The organism is Candidatus Pelagibacter sp., assembly GCF_052049675.1.
Lineage (GTDB): Bacteria > Pseudomonadota > Alphaproteobacteria > Pelagibacterales > Pelagibacteraceae > Pelagibacter.
This window is the reverse complement of sequence record NZ_JBNGZM010000001.1, coordinates 359,233-373,650: the sequence shown is the minus strand read 5'-3', so window position 1 is coordinate 373,650 and position 14,418 is coordinate 359,233. Positions and strand designations below refer to the sequence as shown.

Sequence of the window (14,418 nt, the reverse complement as noted above, 5' to 3'; positions counted from 1 at the left end):
TAAAAAAATTATTGAGATTTGAAACTAATAATTTTATCTGGGTCAGTAACAGCACCATTATTGTTTTGGTCACCTCTTTTGATTTTATCAACAAATTCCATTCCTTCTATTACTTTTCCAAAAACTGTATATTGACGATCTAAAAAAGGAGCTGGCTGAAAACAAATAAAGAATTGACTATTTGCACTATCAGGGTCTTGGGCTCTTGCCATTGACAAAGTTCCTCTATCATGTGGTAAACTATTAAATTCTTGCTTTAAATCTGGGAAGTCAGACCCACCCATGCCCGCTCTTCTAAGATCAAAATCTTTAGACTCTGAATTACCAAATTTGACATCTCCTGTTTGAGCCATAAATCCATCTATAACTCTGTGAAAAACGACGTTATCATATTTACCACTATTTGCTAATTCCTTAATTCTTTTTACATGATTTGGAGCAACATCTTTGAATAATTCAATTTTAACATTGCCATCTTTTAACTTTAATATCATTATATTCTCCTCAGCTATTGATTGATTAGTAATTAAAAAAAACAAAATCAGTATTTTAATAAAAATTTTATTCATATTTATCTTTTAATGATTTAATTGTGCTTTTTGTAGTAAATTTTTTTATATCACCTTTTAATTTAACAATCTCTTTAACAAATTTCGATGAAATAATTTGATTTTCTACATCAGACATTAAAAAAATTGTTTCTATATTTTGGTTCAATTTTCTGTTCATACCAGCTAACTGAAACTCGTATTCAAAATCAGATACAGCTCTTAATCCCCTTAAAATTATGTTTGATTTATATTTTTTACATAAATCTGTAGTTAAAGATCCAAAAGAAACAACTTTTATTTTTTTTCTATTTAACTTTAGATCTTTAAATAAAGCTTTATTTACTATTTCTATTCTTTCATCAGAACTAAATAAATAATCTTTGTTACTTTCATCTGATACACCTATTACTATCTTATCAAACAATTTTAATGATTTTTTTATTACATCTATATGTCCAAAAGTAATTGGATCAAATGTTCCAGGATAAATTGCTATTTTACTCATCAAATTAAATTATCATCAATTTTAATTGCCGAAACAACTTTTTCCTCTCCTGATAACTTAATTATCCTAACACCTTGGGTATTTCTGCCAGCAGTTCTAATTTCTTTAACCGCAACTCTTATAACCCTACCTTTATTAGTAGAAATTAAAATTTCATCACCTTCAAAAACAGGAAAGGATGAAGTAATATTTCCATTTCTTGGTGAATTTACTATTCCTATAATGCCTTTACCACCTCTGTTAGTAACTCTGTAATCAGTATGAGAAGTTTTTTTCCCATAACCATTTTCACTTATTGATAAAACAAATTTTTCTTTTGCTTTTATTTCAAATTTTTCATCTTTTGATTTTTTTCCGTTTTTATTAATTTTATCATTATCAATAACTGACAAAGATACTATTTGATCATTTGATGCTAACTCTATTCCCTTAATTCCTTTAGAAGATCTGCCTTTAAAAACTCTTAACTTTTTTGCTTCAAATCTAATACATTTTCCAAATCTTGTACTTAAAATTATATCCTGATCATCTTTACAAATTTTAACACCTACAATTTTGTCATTATTATCTAATTTCATCGCAATTTTTCCAGATGCATTAATTGATGAAAAGTCTTCTAAACTATTTTTTCTTACTTTGCCATGAGCAGTAGCAAATATAATTTGATAATTTTTTAAATCTGTTTCATCTTCTGGCATTGGCATAATTGAGCTTATTGCTTGATGACTCTTTAAAGGTAAAATATTAAATAAAGACTTGCCTTTAGATGACGATGAACCCTCTGGAATTTTCCATGCTTTGATCTTGTAAACTAAACCCTCGGTAGAAAAGAAGAGTACTGAAGTATGAGTATTTACAGATAATGTTTGAACCACAGAGTCTTGATCTCTTGTTGTTATACCTGACTTTCCTTTACCACCTCTTTTTTGTTTTTTTACTCCATCTAAAGAACCTCTTTTTATATATCCTTGTAATGTAACTGTAATTATTACAGATTGTTTTTGAATAGTTTCTTCAATATCGTAATTTAAAACAGCATCTATAATTTTAGTTCTTCTTGGAATAGCAAATTTCTCTTTAATATTTTTTAACTCTTCACTGATTACTTTTAAAAGTTCTTTTTTTGATGAAATAATCTTTTTATATTTAGTGATTAGTTCAGCTAGTTTTTTAATTTCAACTTCGATTTCATTTATTCCTAATGCAGTTAATTTTTGAAGCCTTAATTCTAAAATGGCTAAAACTTGTGGATCAGATAAAGAATAAAGATTTTTACCTTTTTTTCCTTCTACTAAAGAAATTAATTTTTGAGATTTATTTATTTTCCATTTAGTTTTTAGAATTGATATTTTAGCATCATCAGGCGTTTTAGATGATCGAATAATTTTTATTATTTTATCAAGATTTTCAACCGATACTGATAATCCGATTAATATATGTGCACGCTCTTCAGCTTTTTGAAGATCAAATTTAGTTTTCTTAATAACCACATCTTCTCTAAAAGTTAAAAAATTGGATAAAAAATCTTTTAAAGTACACGTTTGAGGTTTTCCCTCAACTATAGCTAAAGTATTAAAACCAAAAGAACTTTCTATTTGAGTGTTTTTATATAATTGTCTCTTTATAGTTTCTGGTTCTATACCGTTTCTTAAATCTATTGCTACTCTAATACCTTCTCTGTTCGACTCGTCTCGAATATCTCTTATACCTTCTATCTTTTTTTCTCTTACTAACTGAGCTATCCTTTCGTTTAAAACGGATTTGTTAACTTGATACGGTATTGATGTTATTACCAGTCTTTCACGACCATTTTTTTGTTGTTCAATTGAGATTTCACCTCTTATCTTAAAGGACCCTCTTCCATTATTATACCCTTGTTTAATTATATCTTTTCCTATAATTACACCACCAGTTGGAAAATCTGGACCAGGTATATGTTTCATTAACTCTCTAATTTTAATATCTTTATTATCTATTAAGGCCAAAGTGCCATCAATAATCTCACCTAAATTGTGAGGGGGTATACTTGTTGCCATACCTACAGCGATACCACCAGCTCCATTTACTAATAAATTTGGAAACTGTGCTGGTAAAACACTAGGTTCTTTCTCAGTTTCATCGTAATTGCTTTTAAAAGTAATTGTATTTTTTTCAATATCATCAATCAGAAATTGAGAAACTTTTGACAAACGAGTTTCGGTATATCTCATTGCTGCAGCAGGATCACCATCTATAGAACCAAAATTTCCTTGGCCGTGAACTAAAGGTAGGCTCATAGAGAAATCTTGCACCATTCTAACTAACGCATCATAAACAGATTGATCACCATGAGGATGATATTTACCAATAACATCCCCAACTATTCTAGCAGATTTTCTAAATTGTTTAGACCAATCATATCCGCCTTTGTACATTGCATATAAAATTCTTCTATGAACAGGTTTTAACCCGTCTCTTACATCAGGAAGTGCACGACTTACAATTACACTCATTGCATAAGAAAGATATGATGAGCTCATCTCATCATGCATTGAGATTAATTTTATATTTTTATCTTTAAACTCTTCGGTATTTTTCATAGAAATTAAAATGGAATTTCATCATCCATATCTGACACTTGTGAAGAATCCTCAATGTTATTTTGTTGAGTTGTATCATTTTGAATTCCACCACCTGAATTACCTCCACCCAACATTGTCAGTGAAGAATTATATCCTTGTATAACTATTTCAGTTGAATATTTGTCTTGTCCCGATTGTTCATCTTTCCATTTTCTTGTCGTAAGTTGTCCCTCTACATAAACTTGTGCACCTTTTTTTAAATATTGTTGAACAACATTTACTAAACCTTCGTTAAATACAACTACACGGTGCCACTCTGTTTTTTCTTTTCTTTCACCAGTGTTTTTGTCTTTCCAGGATTGACTTGTTGCAAGGCTTAATCTGGCTACACTTTTGCCATTCACCATCTGTTTAATTTCAGGATCTGCGCCCAAACGACCAATTAATAATACTTTATTTAAACTTCCAGCCATAATATTTAATATTTGTTAAATTAGTTAATTAGAATTATATCACAATTCTTCTGAATATTAATTTTATTAACTCAAAGCAACTAAAATTATGATGAAAAAGATAGTTATTAAGGGCGCTAAAGAACATAATTTGAAGAATGTTACTGTAGAGATTCCGAAAGACAAATTTGTGGTCATAACAGGTCTATCCGGGTCTGGAAAATCGTCTTTAGCTTTTGATACCATCTATGCAGAAGGTCAAAGAAGATATGTAGAAAGTTTATCTGCCTATGCACGTCAATTTTTAGATAAAATGAAAAAACCAAATGTTGATTTAATTGAAGGATTGAGTCCAGCTATTGCAATCGAGCAAAAAAATACCTCAAAAAACCCAAGATCTACTGTTGCAACGGTGACAGAAATTTATGATTATATGAGGGTCTTATACGCTAGAGCAGGCATCCCCTACTCACCATTTACAGGTAAACCAATAACGTCACAAACAATTACACAAATAGTAGATTTAGTAAAAAAATTACCAAAAAAATCAACAATATATATTTATGCTCCGGTTGTGAGAGGTCGTAAAGGTGAATATAAAAAAGATATTCTAAGTTACAAGAGAAGAGGATTTAGAAAAATTAAAATTGATAATGTTTTATATGATATAGAAAAATCACCCAATCTAGATAAAAAACTTAAACATGATATTTCAATCTTAGTCGATAGAATAGTTTTAAATTCAAAACTTGGAAACAGATTAGCCGAAAGTATTGAAACAGCGGTAAATTTAGCTAACGGTTTAGTATTTGTGGAATATGAAGATGAAACACTTCCTCAAAAATTTAGAAAAATCGAAAAGTTAATTTACTCTACAAAGTTTGCTTGCCCTGAAAGTGGTTTTACAATTGAGGAAATTGAACCAAGACTTTTTTCTTTTAACAGCCCTTATGGAGCTTGTGAAGAGTGTGAGGGAATTGGAATGAAATTAAATGTTGATCCAAATTTAGTTGTTCCTGATGAAAGAAAAAGTTTAGCTGATGGAGCAATCGAACCTTGGTCAAAATCAACCACATTATATTATGCACAAACTTTAGCATCTTTAGCTAAACATTATGGTTTTTCTTTAGATGAAAAATGGAAAAAATTACCTAAAAAGATTAAAGATATTATTCTTTATGGTTCAGATGAAGATGAGATTAAATTTAATTATGATGATGGATACGAGAAATATTCTTATAAAAAAACCTTTGAAGGTGTAATAAATAATCTTGAACGAAGATTTTTAGAGTCTGATAGTGAGTGGAAAAGAGAAGCTATTGCTGAATATCAATCAGATACAGCATGCGAGGCATGTAGTGGTGACAGATTAAAAGAGGAAGCATTATGTGTAAAGATTAATGATCTAAATATTAGTGAAGTAACAAAGAAATCTATTTTGGATGCAGCAGAATGGTTTAAAAATTTAGAAAACAATCTTGATAAAAGACAATTTAAAATTGCAGAACATGTATTGAAGGAAATTAATGAAAGATTAAATTTTCTTCTAAACGTTGGTTTAGATTATTTAACATTGTCTAGAGAATCTGGAACTTTATCAGGTGGTGAAGCTCAAAGAATAAGATTAGCTTCACAAATTGGATCTGGTTTAACAGGTGTATTATATGTTCTGGATGAACCTTCTATTGGATTACACCAAAAAGATAATGTGAAGCTTATTAATGCATTAAAAAGATTACGAGATCTTGGCAATACAGTCATTGTTGTAGAGCATGACACAGAAACAATGGAAAATGCAGATCATATTATTGATCTTGGCCCTGAAGCTGGGAGTAATGGTGGTGAGATAACAGCGCAAGGATCATATGAAGAAATTAAAAAAGATAAAAATAGTATCACTGGACAGTATCTTGCAAATAAAAAGACAATTGAAATTCCAAAATCACGACGCTTAGCTAAAAATGGAAGATTTGTTGAAATCAATGGTGCAAGTGGAAATAATTTGAATAATGTTAATCTCAAAATTCCAACCGGAACTTTTACCTGTGTTACTGGTGTTTCTGGAAGTGGAAAATCTACCTTAATATTACAAACATTATTTCATGCTTTAAATTTAACTTTAAATAATAAAGCTAGAAAAACACCTAAATCATTTAAAGGTTATAAAGGAGTAGAATTGATCGATAAAATAATTGATATTGACCAATCTCCTATTGGAAGAACACCTAGATCAAATCCAGCAACATATACGGGAGCCTTTGGGCCTATTAGAGATTGGTTTACAAGTTTACCAGAGTCGAAAACAAGAGGATATAAACCAGGAAGATTTTCTTTCAATGTTAAAGGAGGTAGATGTGAAGCTTGTGAGGGTGATGGAGTAATCACATATGAAATGCATTTTCTACCTGATGTTTATATACAGTGTGATGAATGTAAAGGAACAAGATATAATAGAGAAACTTTAGAAATCAAATTTAAAGGCAAAAGTATTGCCGATGTTTTAGATATGTCAGTTGATGAAGGATGCGAGTATTTTGAAAATATATCTAATATAAAAACAAAATTGTTAACTCTTAAAAAAGTTGGATTAGGTTATATAAAAATTGGTCAACAAGCAACTACGCTGTCAGGAGGTGAAGCGCAACGAATTAAGCTTGCAAAAGAACTTTCAAAAAGATCAACAGGAAGAACGATGTATATATTAGATGAACCAACAACTGGTTTGCATCAACATGATATTAAAAAACTTTTAGAGATACTTCATACATTTGTAAAACTTGGGAATACAGTAGTTGTAATTGAACATAATTTAGATGTAATTAAAACAGCAGATTACGTAGTGGATATGGGTCCTGAAGGTGGTGTTAAAGGAGGTAATATTGTCGCCGAAGGAAAACCTGAAGAAGTATGCAAAGTTAAGGGAAGTTATACAGGACAATTTTTAAAACCTCTTTTGACCTAAATTTAACAACTTAAAAATATTCAAAAATTAGTGTATAATTAAAAGAATCATGAATAATTTATTATCATCATTATCAAAGACTGTTCATGCATCACTAGCAATTGCTATTTTATTGTTTTTAGGATTGTTTTATTTAAATGATGGAATAGCTTTTGATACACTATTCTGGAGCTGGTTGTTTAGATACATACATGTAATTGTTGCAATTATGTGGATTGGATTACTTTGGTATTTTAATTTTGTTCAAATTCCAAATATGGGAAAAATTCCAGATGAACAAAAACCAGCTATTGGTAAAGTAATAGCACCAGCTGCGTTATTTTACTTTAGATGGGCAGCGGCATTTACTGTAATATCAGGTTTAATTCTTGCTCTTCTAAATGGATACCTTCATGATGCGATGACTTTAAGTATTGGTTCAGGTGTTCCAAAACATACAGCAATAGGCATTGGAATGTGGCTAGGAATTATAATGGCATTTAATGTTTGGTTTGTAATTTGGCCAAATCAAAAAAGAGCATTAGGAATTGTTGAAAGTGATCCTGATACAAAAGCAAAATCAGCAAAAACAGCGATGCTATTTTCAAGAACTAATACTTTATTATCATTACCAATGCTACTTACAATGGTAATAGCTCAAAACTTATACTAAATTATTTTTTATCATCTTCTCTAAGAACAGTTTTTTGCGAAACTTTTAGTCTAACCAAAACAGTATTAGCTATATAAATGGAAGAATAAGTTCCAAAAACAACACCGAGTATCATTGCTAATGAAAATCCTTTTAATATTTCTCCACCGAAAAAATAAATTGCTAATAAAGCAAGTAAAGTAGTTGCAGAAGTTATAATAGTTCTTGATAATGTTTCATTGATTGAAATATTTGTTAATTCAAAAATTTTTATATCTGAATACTTTCTTAAATTTTCACGTACACGGTCAAAAATAACCACAGTATCATTCATAGAATATCCAACTATTGTTAACACTGCCGCTATAATTGACAAATTAATTTCTAAACTAAATAATGAAAAAACTCCTAGAGTTACAATTACATCATGGAACAAAGCCAAAATAGCACCCAAACTAAATTGCCATTCAAATCTTATCCAAATATAAATTAACATTAATGCTAAAGACAAAGATATTGCTATTACCCCAGATTTTAATAATTCAGCACTTACCTTTGGTCCAACATTCTCCACCCTTCTAAAATCATAGTTATTTCCGAAAGATTTTTCTAAATTAACCTTAATGTCTTCAATAATATTTTTTTTATTATCTTTGTTTTCAAACTTAACTAAAAAATCTGTATTATTACCGAATTTCTTTACCGAAACATCTCCTAAATCCATTTGATTAAATCGATCTCTTAATGAACTTACATTTATTTTAGAATCTGAAGCTCTTAATTCAATTAAAGTACCACCTTTAAAATCTATACCAAAATTAAGTCCTTTAAAAAATAACAACAATAATGAAGCAACAATTAAAATTGATGAGAGTAAATTAAAGTGATTATAATATTTATTAAAAGCAATCATTAGATTAATTTTTCCTTATCTTTATTTCTAGATACATAAATACTAGTGAACAATCTTGCTATGAAATAAACAGAAAATAATGTTGTAAATATTCCAACTCCTAATGTTACGGCAAAACCTTTGACTGGACCTGAGCCCATGAAAAATAAAATAATTGCAGCTAATAATGTAGTAATATTGGCATCTAAAATTGCTGTTCTTGATTTAGTATAACCACCATCAAAAGCCAAAATATTATTAGTCTCATCTTTTAGTTCCTCTTTAATTCTCTCAAAAATTAAAACATTTGCGTCAACTGCCATACCTACAGTTAGAATAATCCCAGCAATACCAGGTAACGTTAAAGTAGCTTCAAATAAAGTTAAGACACCCAAAAGAATAAACAAATTAACTATTAGTGTTACATTGGTAATTAACCCAAAAATTTTATATTTTACGAACATAAAAATTATTACCAACATAAAACCTATTGCTAAGGCAATCATACCTGCATTAATTGAATCTTGTCCAAGATCAGGTCCGACTGTTCTTTCTTCAATTATTTCTAATGGTGCTGGTAGTGCTCCTGATCTTAATAATAAAGCTAGGTCAGTTGCAGTTTGAAAAGTAAAACCTCCACTTATTTGACCTGATCCACTGGCTATAGTCTCTCTTACAACTGGTGCACTAATAATTTTACCATCTAAAACAATGGCTAATTGTTTTCCAATACCAGCTGATGTTGCCTTACCAAACCTTTTTGCACCTACTCTATCTAAAGTAAATGAAACAATTGTTTGATTAGCTTGAGTGTCCATTTTTGGTTGAGCATCAAGTAAGTTTTCACCACTTATTATAATTCTTTTACTAACTGTAGCTTCCTCTAGACCATTTTCAAATTTTAACTTTTCAACACCAAATCGATCATTTTCGTCATTGGTTACAAATCTAAAAGTAAGATTTGCAGTTTTACCAAGTAATGATTTTATTCTCATTGGATCATCTAATCCAGGTAGCTCTACTAAAATTCGGTTGTTTCCTCTTTTAAGTATGTTTGGCTCATTGGTTCCAACCTCATCTACTCTCCTTCTAACTATTTCTATAGCTTGATCTTGAGAAGATGTTTTAAGTTTAATTAAACCTTGTCTTGAAAAATTAACTTTTAAATTTAACCCTATATCTTCAATTTCTAACTGATGTGATTTAAATCTTGGGTAATAAGGGTTTAAATCACTATTTTCGTCCTTAAAAACATCTAAGACAGATTGCTTATCATTATCTGTTACATTAAAAAAAATATTCCGATTATCTATTTTTATATTGTTGATTTTAATGTTTTTTTCTTTGAAGTAATTTCTGATAGTTGTTGTTAAGTTTTGTAATTTTTGTTCAATTACAGGTTCATTATCAATTTCAAGTAATAAATATGATCCACCCTGAAGGTCTAATCCTAGATTAATTTTTTTATCAAAAAAATTATCATCAAATTTAAAAAGATTTGATGAAGCAATTAAAATAAATAAAACTGAAAAAAGAGTTATAAATAAAATTCTTAACTTAGAAAAATAAAGCACTTAAAAAATAATTATTTTTTAACTTCTTGAGTATTTGTATTAACAAGACTTTGAATACCAGTTGATTTAACTATTTCAACCTTCACGTTTTCAGCAATTTCTACTTCAACTTTATCGTTGTCTATAAGTCTCTCGACAGTACCTGTAATTCCGCCAGAAGTAACAACCCTGTCACCTCTTTTAAGACTTTCAACCATTGCTTTGTGCTCTTTTACTTTTTTTTGCTGTGGTCTGATTAAGAAAAAATAAAAAATAACAAATATTAAAATTAACGGTATAAATTGTCCTATTCCTGAACCTTCCATAAATCTCCTTATAAATTATGTGAATACTTATACTATCTATATAATTAAAACAACTTTATTTAGCCGAAATCAATTCTAAATTATTCATATACGGTCGCAGTACCTTAGGAACAACAATCGAACCATCCTTTAATTGATAGTTTTCTAGTAAAGCAATTAATGTTCTACCCACTGCTAAACCACTTCCATTTAATGTTCCAACAAAAACAGTTTCTTTGTTTTTATTTTTATATCTTGATTTCATTCTTTGTGCCTGGAATGTAGAACAAGAAGAGCATGATGATATTTCACGATACTTGTTTTCTGATGGCAACCACACCTCAATATCATATGTTTTTTCTGCACTGAAACCCATATCCCCAGAGCATAAAATGATTTTTCTATAAGGTAACTCTAACTTATCCAGAATATCTGTTGCACAGTTTGTCATTCGCTCTAATTCTTCAAGACAATTTTCTTTTTCAACAATACTAACCATCTCAACTTTATAAAATTGATGTTGTCTAATCATTCCTTTGGTATCTTTTCCATAACTACCAGCTTCTTTTCTAAAACACGGTGTTGAAGCAACAAATCTCATAGGTAAATCTTTTTGATCAACAATTTTATCTTTAACAATGTTTGTTAAAATTACTTCTGCAGTTGGAATTAAAAATTTTCTATCAGATCCTTCATCAAATTTTATTTCAAATTGATCATTTTCAAATTTTGGTAATTGACCTGTTCCATACATTGTATTATCAGAAGCAATCAATGGAGGTGAAATCTCTTGATATTCATTTTGAACAATATGAGTGTCTAGCATAAAGTTTGATAAAGCTCGTTCTAGTAATGCTAACTCTTGTTTAACAAAAACAAATCTTGATCCTGTCGTTTTAGTTGCAAGATCAAAATCAAGCATGCCTAAATTTTCTCCAAGTTCGTAATGAGATTTGGGTTTAAAATCAAACTCAGGCACTTTTCCAGATTTTAAAACTTCTACATTATCATTTTCATCTTTGCCATTTGGAACGTCTTGATGAGGTATATTTGGTATACTTGATAAAATATTATCTAATTCAGTTTTAGTATTTTTTTGCTGCTCTGTAATCTTTTCTAATTCTGCAGATATTTCTTTAGATTTTTTGAATAAACTTTCATCTTTAGATTTTGAAATATCCTTTTTTTCTTTTTCTAAATTTTCTTTCTTTTGAATTAAATCTCTATTTAACTCATCAAGCTTTTTTAAATTATTAAAATCAATTTTAACTGAACGTTTTTTGAGATCTTTTTCAAATTTTGAAAAATCTTTTCTGATTTCTTTTAAATTATGCATCAGTCTTTTCTAAATTTTTGTTTTCTATAAATTTTACTGAAAATATTGATAATTCATATAAAATTAATAAAGGAATGGCTAAACCTATTTGAGTAATTGGATCTGGTGGTGTAAGTAATGCAGCAGCAGCAAATATAATTACTACCACATACTTTCTTCTTTCTTTTAGAAATTTACTGTCAACAACACCTATTCTTGCTAATAAACTTAAAACTATTGGGAGTTGAAAACTTATTCCAAATGCAAAAATTAACTTCATAACAAGTGACAAGTATTCATTCACTTTGGCTTCTAATTGAATTGGTAAACTTGTAGACATACCTGTGCTTTCAAATGATAAAAAAAATTTAATAGCTAGGGGCATTATCAAATAGTAAACAAGCATACCTCCCAAAAAGAAAAGGATTGGTGTTAGTACAAGATATGGAAGTATGGCAACTTTTTCATGTTTATATAATCCCGGCGCAATAAATTTCCATATTTGCATAAGAATAAATGGACAGGTTACAAAAAAAGCAGTGAAAAATGATACCTTAATATAAGTTAAAAAAGTTTCTTGTAAGGCTGTAAAAATAAGTCTTCTGTCAGACCCATCATCTTTTACAGCTTGAGCAAATGGATCAACTAAAAAACCGTAAATGTGTTCTGCAAATATATAACAAATAACAAAAAAGATTATTAGAAATATAAAACTATGTATTAATCTTTTTCTTAGTTCTGTTAGATGGCTAACAAATCCACCTTCATTTTCTTCATTGCTCATCGTTTTTTGTTTCTTTATTTATTTCTTTATCAATTTTTTCTTCATCTATTTCTAAATTTGAAACTTCATTTTGAATGTTGCTTACATATCTTTTAACAGTTCCTATCCAAGAACCAGCTTTCTTTAACATGATTGGAAAATCTTTTGGTCCAAGAACAACAATTGCAATACCAACAACAATTAATATCTCAAACCAACCAATAGTAGGCATGTGATTTAATCTTTGTTTTCTGAGTCTTTATTTTCGTCGGAAATATTTTTTGGCTCTGTATCGTCAGTAACGTCTGACGCCATTCCTTTTTTAAAACTTTTAATTCCTTTAGCTACATCACCCATCAGACTAGAAATTTTACCTCGTCCAAATAATAAGACTACTAATATAACTACTATTGCTATTTGCCAAATTCCTATGCTCATAAAAAACTTATAACCTTTTTATGATTAATTTAAAAGTTACTTTTTTGTTAATCTTTCTCTTCTGCATCAAGAGTACTATTTAACATCTCATCAATATTAGAATAAATATCCTCTTTTTTTTCTTCTTGTTTTTCTTTGTAGAATTTTCCTGTTCCAAAAATTGCATTATCAATGCTAGAACTATCAATTAAACCAGCTGCACCTAATTCATCAATTGTTGGTAAATCAGACAATTTTTGGAGATTAAAATGACTTAAAAATTCATCAGTTGTAACATACTGAATTGGCTTACCTGGTACATCTTTACGACCACCTGGCTTCACCCAATTAAGCTCCATCAATATTTCAAGAGTATTTGTACCAAAGGCAACACCTCTTATTTCTTCAATCTCTGCTCTAGTAACAGGCTGATGATATACAATTATAGCCAAAGTCTCCACTGCAGCTCTAGAAAGTTTTTTTTCAACTGTTCTTTCTTGTGACATGATGTTTGACAAGTTAGGAGAAGTTCTGAAGGACCACTTTTCTTTTATGCAGACTAGATTAATTCCACGTATAGAGTATTCTTGCTGCAATTTTTCTAATGATTTAGAGATGTTACCTTTTTTAGTAACTTTATTTTCAATTGTATCAACATCTAATGGTTCAGCAGCAGCAAAAATAACTGCTTCAATTTCTTTTTCTAAATCAGATAACTTAGATGGAAATTTTACAATATTATCTTTTGTAATTTTTTCTTTTTTAATCATTATTTTCCTTCACATAAATATCATCAAACAACTTATCCTGTTTCATGGTTAGATTTCCCTCTTTAACCAATTCTAAAGAGCCAGCAAATATTCCTGCTTTTCCAGTACGTTTATATTTTGAACCACTTTTAAAATTTTTAGGAATTAAATCATCTAATTTTTTCCAATCAATCAATTTACCAAAAAATTCTCTTATTGTTTTAATACCATCCTCAGCAGTAAATACAGGTAGTTTTGGAATATTAATTTTTTGAAAATCCTTCGTCATAATAATTGTTGAATATGACTTAAGAAGTTCAAATAAACTTAAATTATACTCATTACTATAAATAGATCTTATATTTCCCTTCATTCCTCTTGATCGAATTTCTCTTCCTAGTCTTTTTCTTTTGAGCATTTGTTCTGAAAGCAATCTAATTAACTCTAATTTTTTGAGTTGTAATTTTAATTTTTCAGCGACTTCTTGAACTTTAAATTCTTCCTCTGGTGTTCCTGGGAGTAACAATTTAGATTTTAAATATGCTAACCAAGTAGCCATCAATAAATATTCAGAAGCAATTTCTAAATTTAAATCTTTTTCTTTTGTAATATAATCGTGAAATTGATCAGCTAACTTTGTAATTGATATCTCTTCAAGATCTACCTTTTGAGCTTTAGCTAAATCTAAAAGTACATCTAGAGGGCCATTATAGTTATTTATATCAACATTAAATAATGCAGAATCAGAAATAGTCATGCTCA

At 29.2% G+C, this 14,418-nt stretch carries 15 protein-coding genes; 2 read left to right on the top strand and 13 right to left on the bottom strand.

The window, feature by feature from the left end:
* Positions 1–8: 8 nt before the first annotated feature.
* From ACTT9L_RS02005 to ssb, 4 genes are read right to left on the bottom strand one after another with little or no spacing between them, the layout of a single operon-like run.
* Complete coding sequence (locus ACTT9L_RS02005; RefSeq protein WP_440927695.1) at positions 9–569, bottom strand: peptidylprolyl isomerase; 561 nt, start codon at positions 567–569, stop codon at positions 9–11.
* Positions 562–1,056: a pantetheine-phosphate adenylyltransferase gene (gene coaD / locus ACTT9L_RS02000; protein ID WP_440927694.1), complete on the bottom strand. Its 495-nt coding sequence runs from the start codon at positions 1,054–1,056 to the stop codon at positions 562–564. Before coaD ends, ACTT9L_RS02005 begins: the two co-directional genes overlap by 8 nt.
* Positions 1,056–3,635: a DNA gyrase subunit A gene (gene gyrA, locus ACTT9L_RS01995; RefSeq protein WP_440927693.1), complete on the bottom strand. Its 2,580-nt coding sequence runs from the start codon at positions 3,633–3,635 to the stop codon at positions 1,056–1,058. The genes coaD and gyrA overlap by 1 nt, the downstream gene beginning before the upstream one ends.
* A 5-nt stretch (positions 3,636–3,640) precedes the next feature.
* Entirely contained in the window at positions 3,641–4,090 is a 450-nt protein-coding gene (gene ssb / locus ACTT9L_RS01990) for a single-stranded DNA-binding protein (RefSeq protein ID WP_075536288.1), read from the bottom strand.
* A gap of 88 nt (positions 4,091–4,178) precedes the next feature.
* Here ssb and uvrA point away from each other — a divergent pair, with 88 nt between their 5' ends.
* Together uvrA and ACTT9L_RS01980 are read left to right on the top strand one after the other, a co-directional pair.
* Positions 4,179–7,031, top strand: coding sequence for an excinuclease ABC subunit UvrA (gene uvrA / locus ACTT9L_RS01985; RefSeq protein ID WP_440927692.1), 2,853 nt, complete (start codon positions 4,179–4,181; stop codon positions 7,029–7,031).
* Between the two features lie 49 nt (positions 7,032–7,080).
* A complete protein-coding gene (locus ACTT9L_RS01980; RefSeq protein WP_440927691.1) occupies positions 7,081–7,683 on the top strand; it encodes a urate hydroxylase PuuD in 603 nt (200 codons plus the stop codon).
* Position 7,684: 1 nt separating this feature from the next.
* On the opposite strand, the gene secF is transcribed toward ACTT9L_RS01980, so the two are convergent.
* From secF to ACTT9L_RS01935, 9 genes are read right to left on the bottom strand one after another with little or no spacing between them, the layout of a single operon-like run.
* A complete protein-coding gene (gene secF, locus ACTT9L_RS01975; RefSeq protein ID WP_440927690.1) occupies positions 7,685–8,575 on the bottom strand; it encodes a protein translocase subunit SecF in 891 nt (296 codons plus the stop codon).
* Positions 8,575–10,128, bottom strand: a complete 1,554-nt coding sequence (gene secD, locus ACTT9L_RS01970) for a protein translocase subunit SecD (RefSeq protein WP_440927689.1) — start codon at positions 10,126–10,128, stop codon at positions 8,575–8,577. The genes secF and secD overlap by 1 nt, the downstream gene beginning before the upstream one ends.
* An 11-nt stretch (positions 10,129–10,139) precedes the next feature.
* A complete protein-coding gene (gene yajC / locus ACTT9L_RS01965; RefSeq protein WP_440927688.1) occupies positions 10,140–10,433 on the bottom strand; it encodes a preprotein translocase subunit YajC in 294 nt (97 codons plus the stop codon).
* A 55-nt stretch (positions 10,434–10,488) separates the two neighbouring features.
* Positions 10,489–11,748, bottom strand: coding sequence for a serine--tRNA ligase (gene serS / locus ACTT9L_RS01960; RefSeq protein ID WP_440927687.1), 1,260 nt, complete (start codon positions 11,746–11,748; stop codon positions 10,489–10,491).
* Entirely contained in the window at positions 11,741–12,511 is a 771-nt protein-coding gene (gene tatC / locus ACTT9L_RS01955; RefSeq protein ID WP_440927686.1) for a twin-arginine translocase subunit TatC, read from the bottom strand. Before tatC ends, serS begins: the two co-directional genes overlap by 8 nt.
* On the bottom strand, positions 12,501–12,722 hold the full coding sequence (gene tatB / locus ACTT9L_RS01950) for a Sec-independent protein translocase protein TatB (RefSeq protein WP_440927685.1): 222 nt from the start codon (positions 12,720–12,722) through the stop codon (positions 12,501–12,503). The genes tatC and tatB overlap by 11 nt, the downstream gene beginning before the upstream one ends.
* A 5-nt stretch (positions 12,723–12,727) precedes the next feature.
* Positions 12,728–12,928: a twin-arginine translocase TatA/TatE family subunit gene (gene tatA / locus ACTT9L_RS01945; RefSeq protein WP_023853830.1), complete on the bottom strand. Its 201-nt coding sequence runs from the start codon at positions 12,926–12,928 to the stop codon at positions 12,728–12,730.
* Between the two features lie 47 nt (positions 12,929–12,975).
* A complete protein-coding gene (gene scpB, locus ACTT9L_RS01940) occupies positions 12,976–13,677 on the bottom strand; it encodes an SMC-Scp complex subunit ScpB (RefSeq protein ID WP_440927684.1) in 702 nt (233 codons plus the stop codon).
* A complete protein-coding gene (locus ACTT9L_RS01935) occupies positions 13,670–14,413 on the bottom strand; it encodes a segregation and condensation protein A (protein WP_440927683.1) in 744 nt (247 codons plus the stop codon). Before ACTT9L_RS01935 ends, scpB begins: the two co-directional genes overlap by 8 nt.
* Positions 14,414–14,418 lie beyond the last annotated feature (5 nt).

Excerpts from the sequence above, each read along its gene's own strand:
- secF (WP_440927690.1), bottom strand. The coding sequence starts at position 8,575 with ATGATTGCTTTTAATAAATATTATAATCACTTTAATTTACTCTCATCA.
- ssb (WP_075536288.1), bottom strand. The coding sequence starts at position 4,090 with ATGGCTGGAAGTTTAAATAAAGTATTATTAATTGGTCGTTTGGGCGCA.
- uvrA (WP_440927692.1), top strand. The coding sequence starts at position 4,179 with ATGATGAAAAAGATAGTTATTAAGGGCGCTAAAGAACATAATTTGAAG.
- yajC (WP_440927688.1), bottom strand. The coding sequence starts at position 10,433 with ATGGAAGGTTCAGGAATAGGACAATTTATACCGTTAATTTTAATATTT.
- coaD (WP_440927694.1), bottom strand. The coding sequence starts at position 1,056 with ATGAGTAAAATAGCAATTTATCCTGGAACATTTGATCCAATTACTTTT.
- tatC (WP_440927686.1), bottom strand. The coding sequence starts at position 12,511 with ATGAGCAATGAAGAAAATGAAGGTGGATTTGTTAGCCATCTAACAGAA.
- tatB (WP_440927685.1), bottom strand. The coding sequence starts at position 12,722 with ATGCCTACTATTGGTTGGTTTGAGATATTAATTGTTGTTGGTATTGCA.
- scpB (WP_440927684.1), bottom strand. The coding sequence starts at position 13,677 with ATGATTAAAAAAGAAAAAATTACAAAAGATAATATTGTAAAATTTCCA.
- tatA (WP_023853830.1), bottom strand. The coding sequence starts at position 12,928 with ATGAGCATAGGAATTTGGCAAATAGCAATAGTAGTTATATTAGTAGTC.
- ACTT9L_RS01980 (WP_440927691.1), top strand. The coding sequence starts at position 7,081 with ATGAATAATTTATTATCATCATTATCAAAGACTGTTCATGCATCACTA.
- ACTT9L_RS01935 (WP_440927683.1), bottom strand. The coding sequence starts at position 14,413 with ATGACTATTTCTGATTCTGCATTATTTAATGTTGATATAAATAACTAT.
- gyrA (WP_440927693.1), bottom strand. The coding sequence starts at position 3,635 with ATGAAAAATACCGAAGAGTTTAAAGATAAAAATATAAAATTAATCTCA.
- serS (WP_440927687.1), bottom strand. The coding sequence starts at position 11,748 with ATGCATAATTTAAAAGAAATCAGAAAAGATTTTTCAAAATTTGAAAAA.
- ACTT9L_RS02005 (WP_440927695.1), bottom strand. The coding sequence starts at position 569 with ATGAATAAAATTTTTATTAAAATACTGATTTTGTTTTTTTTAATTACT.